General features: G+C 24.8%; 4 protein-coding genes. 2 read left to right on the top strand and 2 right to left on the bottom strand.

The window, feature by feature from the left end:
• Positions 1 to 288 precede the first annotated feature (288 nt).
• Positions 289 to 2,463 (top strand): leucine-rich repeat domain-containing protein, encoded by a 2,175-nt coding sequence (locus ACRC03_RS03205; RefSeq protein ID WP_438651107.1) that lies wholly within the window; start codon positions 289 to 291, stop codon positions 2,461 to 2,463.
• Between the two features lie 78 nt (positions 2,464 to 2,541).
• Positions 2,542 to 3,264, top strand: coding sequence for a glycosyltransferase family 2 protein (locus ACRC03_RS03200; RefSeq protein ID WP_438651106.1), 723 nt, complete (start codon positions 2,542 to 2,544; stop codon positions 3,262 to 3,264).
• A 25-nt stretch (positions 3,265 to 3,289) separates the two neighbouring features.
• Here the strand turns inward: ACRC03_RS03200 and ACRC03_RS03195 are convergent, their stop codons facing one another.
• Positions 3,290 to 4,372, bottom strand: coding sequence for an alanine racemase (locus ACRC03_RS03195; RefSeq protein WP_438651105.1), 1,083 nt, complete (start codon positions 4,370 to 4,372; stop codon positions 3,290 to 3,292).
• A gap of 162 nt (positions 4,373 to 4,534) precedes the next feature.
• Positions 4,535 to 4,696 carry a hypothetical protein gene (locus tag ACRC03_RS03190; RefSeq protein WP_438651104.1) on the bottom strand — a complete coding sequence of 54 codons (162 nt, stop codon included), beginning with the start codon at positions 4,694 to 4,696 and terminating at the stop codon, positions 4,535 to 4,537.
• Positions 4,697 to 4,811: the final 115 nt, after the last annotated feature.

Here is a 4,811-nt window from a genome sequence, read left to right as displayed (position 1 = left end):
GTATCCTGGACCTTAGAGAAAGTGTATTCTTTTTTAGGTAAATAAATTAGAAATTTGCTAGATTTAACATAAACAAAATAAACACATCTAATTTTATTAAAATTGATAAAATTAAATGTGTTCATGAATAATTCAGGTTATATATTATTAAATACTTATTAATATGGTCTTACAATATATTAAATTTTTTTCCACAAAATATATCACTATTTAATTAAAAAAAACATAATATATTACAAACTAGTTCAGTTAGGCTACTGATAGTTAAATTAAACTTTATTTAAGAAGGTGGTTAAGATAGCAAATTTTGAGAAAAGTAATTCTAATCAACACAATACTGAAAAATATATTTTGTATCAAAAAAACTATGTTCTATCATTTTTCAGTAATCAGCTAAAATTAAGTTATAGAAACAATATTAAACCACAAAGTAATAAACTTAAAAACTTTATAAAAAGTATTTTTTCTACTGAAGCTACTAATAGTGCTCCAGTGTCAGAATCTACTTTTTTAGTTTTAAAATTCAATAATTTTAACGAAGAAAGTACAATCGAATACAAAAACGATAAAAATATCACATACACTAGTATCTATACTAATATAGATTTGAGTTATTACTTAAAAGATGAAAAAATAGAATGTGTTTTTATCTTAAAAGATGATTGTAATCCTAAGGATATTAATATTAGTGTAGATGAAAATTCAGTAGTAACATTTGATGAAAATAAAAACCTTTTAATTAAGGTTGATAGTTTTAATATTCTAATGAGCAAAGCTATATACAAAGGAAAAGATATATATTTTACGTTAGAAAATGGTTTAATAATATTAAATTTTGAAGATGAATACAGTACTTTAGAAGAAAACATTGACAGTGAAGAAAACTTTATGAATATTGAAGAGGTAAATATTCTAAAGGAATTTAATGATGATAGCCTTTTATTTATAAAATCAATACCTCCATCATCTGAAATATATTCTGAGGAAATCAGAACTCTATTAATTCCTGTAAAAAAATCAAAGTTTAGTTACCCTTATTCAAAGTCAACATCACTACTTTGTTACCCTAATTTACCAATAATAGAATCATTATTTACATCAACAGAAATCAGACAAAATTCTTTTCCTATACAAGGTATTTGTCCAGAAAAAAGTGTGAATATTTTTATTAACTATAAAGATGTAGCCTTAACTCCATGCATATCATACTCAGTAGCTTTGTTTAGTCTTCAATTTGACTATAATAATAATCCTATACAAGATATCTCCACTATAAATAATCCATATCAAATATCACAGATTGAAAATGTTGATATATATGGTTTTGAAAACGACTCTTTTGAGGGTATAACCTTCAATTTATGTCAGAACATAAACAATATTCCTTTTAGAGCTGTTGATTTTCTTATTGATTTAGAAATCTTGACTGGTGTAACTTATAGTGGACTATTTTTCCCTATAATAAGACCAATAAGGGAAGTAGAAGATTACTATTTATATGAAATAGAAATAAAGATAAATGTGTATAAAGCTCCACCTATTCAACCTAGCGATATTCAAACTCAAGAAGCTTTAAATATAGCTTTAGGTAGACCTTCAGGTTCTACAGAACCTTTTACTCCTGGTGAACTTGAAAGTATAACTAATTTAAATCTTGCTAATAACAGTAATTTGGATCCTAGTTTGTTAAAATATACTCCGAACTTAATTTATTTGGATATTTCAAATTGTGATCTAGATAATATTGACACTGCTTATTTACAAACATTACAAAGCCTAGAGTTTTTAGATATATCAAGCAATGGTGTATCTAGTTTAGAAATGATAAAAGATATTAAAACATTAAAAATATTAAATATTTCAGGTTGTGATATTACTGACTTATCAGCATTAGAGAATTTAATAGGTTTAACTATATTAAATGCTTCTAGTACACCTTCAGTAATTACTACTGATATAGGCGCTTTAAATGTTATTTTAGGAAATAAAATTATTGATACTACTCCTCTAGCAAACCTTACTAATCTTGAGTCATTAAATTTAGCAGGAAATTTAATAGAGGATATTGCACCTTTAGCTAGTCTTGTTAATTTACTAAAATTGGATGTTTCTGAGAATGCAATAAATGATCTTAGCCCACTGATTACATTGCCTAATCTATCAGAATTGTATGCTCAAGGTCAAGTAATTTATCTACCACCAATATATCCTATAGTAGATAATGATTTTATTCTTGATTTAAGTTTCTTAAAAGATATTGATAGTATTACACCTTGTATTGATTATATTTCAAATGATGGTAATTGTTCTGGAGAAGATAGTTGTGACTGTTTGAGTATAATATGGAAATATATTACAGAAGACACTTATGCACAAATTCAATTTTCTCATGATATAATAAGTAGCGATATAAGCAATTTCTCTGGTACAATTAATATACTTTTAAAACAACCTCTACCTTAATAGAAATCTTTAAATATAAAAGCATTGATTATGTTGTTTTAATCAATGCTTTTATATTTAAATACAAGGAGATCATATATGAATAATAATAGTTTTTCTGTTTTAACTGTAACTAATAGAAGCTATTGTATAAATAATTTAATAAAAAATTATTTAAATCAGTCTTTTGATAAAAAGGAACTAATTATTATTATTAATAATGATAGTGTTATTATTGAAGATTTTTTCAAATTTTCTACTTTATATAATGATATTTATATTTACAAACTTAGTCAAAAAACTTCGCTTGGTGAATGCTTAAACTATGGGATAACCAAATGTACGAATGACTTTATTGCTAAGTTTGATGATGATGATTATTATGGACCTTTTTATTTAAATGAGATGCACAATATTTTTTTATCTTTAAAGTGTGATATTGTTGGTAAATATAAAACTTATTATTACCTTGAAAAATACAATAAATTAATATTAAAAAATTCTTTAATTGAAAATCAATATACCTCCTCTATAATGGGTTCTACTCTTTGCTCAAAAAAATCTATCTTTAATAATATTAGATTTAGAGATTTATCGAGAAGAGAAGATTTTTACTTTAATCAAGATTGTTGTAAAAAAGGATATAAGATTTTTGCAAGCTCATGCTTTAATCATATTGTTTTTAAACATGCTGACAATATCAAACATACTTTTTATTCAGATATAGACATTTTAATGAGTAAATGTACAGAAATAAAGTCTAATGTTTTATTAGAAGACTGTTTTGATATAGTTAACAAGCAAACTTACCTAATACCTTAGATTTGGTATAGGTAAGTACATAATATTAAATATAAACTTTTTCAATATAATCTGATGATGATAAATACAATATGTTTGCATAAAATAGTCCAAAATTTAATACATCTCCTAATTTAAAATCTTTATTGCTGTTTTCTAGGTCTACTATTAAGTGGTCACTACTACTACCTACAATTTCTACGCCTTCATCTAATGGTATTAAACTATTATCAAATACAAAATCTTGTTTCCCAATTCCTAATATAGCTCTTTTTCTAATCCCTTTATCTTCATAAATAGGTGAATCCCCAAATGCAGCTACAAACATTTCACCAATTGGATAAGATGGTTTGTTTTTAATTTCTATAATTTCTGCTTTTAGTACACATGTATCTATATGCATATTATTTATATTATATCCCCAAAGACTAGGTAAGTCACGAGCAACTATAATCCCTTCTCCTAATCTTAAATTATTTATTTTATTTGGAATTTTATTATCTAATATTAAAGGCAATGTTGTAGTGGCTCCACCTGATATTATATCTAATTTTCTATTAATTTTATTTTCTATTATTTCTGCAACGTTACATAGTTTATTTAAATTATCTATAGATGGTTTTATTGAGCCATAACAACTTAAATTAGTACCTATTCCAAAAAGTTTCACTTTACTTAAGTTATTCTCAACGTACAACGCTAGATTTATAAATTCAGCTTCATCTATAATTCCTTCTCTCAAATCTCCTAGGTCCATCATTAGTATTATTTTATGTTCCTTATTTTGTCGTTTACATTCTTCTTCTATTTTATTAATTATTTGTTTTTCTGAATTCAAGCTAATATCAACATAATTTACAACTTCGTCTAATTCTCCAATCATAGGTATGCGTATTAACATATTTTCTATGTTTATACCTTTTGATTTTAAATTTATTAATTGACTTACTCTTGAGCTAGCAATATATTTACATCCACCTTGTATCATTTTCTCTGCAACTAAAGGTTCTCCATTCAAACCTTTTATAACACCAGCAACAGTTATTTTGTGTTTATTACATAAATCTGTCATATACCTTGTATTTTCATAGATTTTGTTTAAGTGTATTTCTAATATAGGGTATTTCATTATATAAATCCTCCTTTGTAAACTTATTTTTAAAATTACTGTGATGATATTAATATTCTTTGTTTTGAAAAAATTACCTTTAATTTTATCTATACTGGGTATCCGACTTATTTGCACAAAAAAAGACACTAATTCAAATTAATGCCTCTTTCTTAATTTTAACTAAAATATTTTACATTTTCCTCCACATTCAAAACAAGTATACTCTGATTTCTCTTTTTCACTTATTTCCACTGATACTGACTTACACTTTTCACATTTAAGCCTAAATACCTTCCCTCTATTTAATAAAGGCTCTATTAACTCCATCTTTTTATTTTCCATTTTACCCATCCTTTAGTTGTTAATTATTGGTTATCAATTATAATATAACAGTTTTATACATATTTTGGTATATTTAATATAAAACATTTACTTTTTTTGTATAATTCAATCTATT

The organism is Romboutsia sp. (assembly GCF_051659545.1).
Lineage (GTDB): Bacteria > Bacillota > Clostridia > Peptostreptococcales > Peptostreptococcaceae > JBOFOR01.
The sequence above is the reverse complement of the archived record's forward strand: the minus strand, read 5'-3'. Positions and strand labels throughout refer to the sequence as shown.

Excerpts from the sequence above, each read along its gene's own strand:
- ACRC03_RS03200 (WP_438651106.1), top strand. The coding sequence starts at position 2,542 with ATGAATAATAATAGTTTTTCTGTTTTAACTGTAACTAATAGAAGCTAT.
- ACRC03_RS03195 (WP_438651105.1), bottom strand. The coding sequence starts at position 4,372 with ATGAAATACCCTATATTAGAAATACACTTAAACAAAATCTATGAAAAT.
- ACRC03_RS03190 (WP_438651104.1), bottom strand. The coding sequence starts at position 4,696 with ATGGAAAATAAAAAGATGGAGTTAATAGAGCCTTTATTAAATAGAGGG.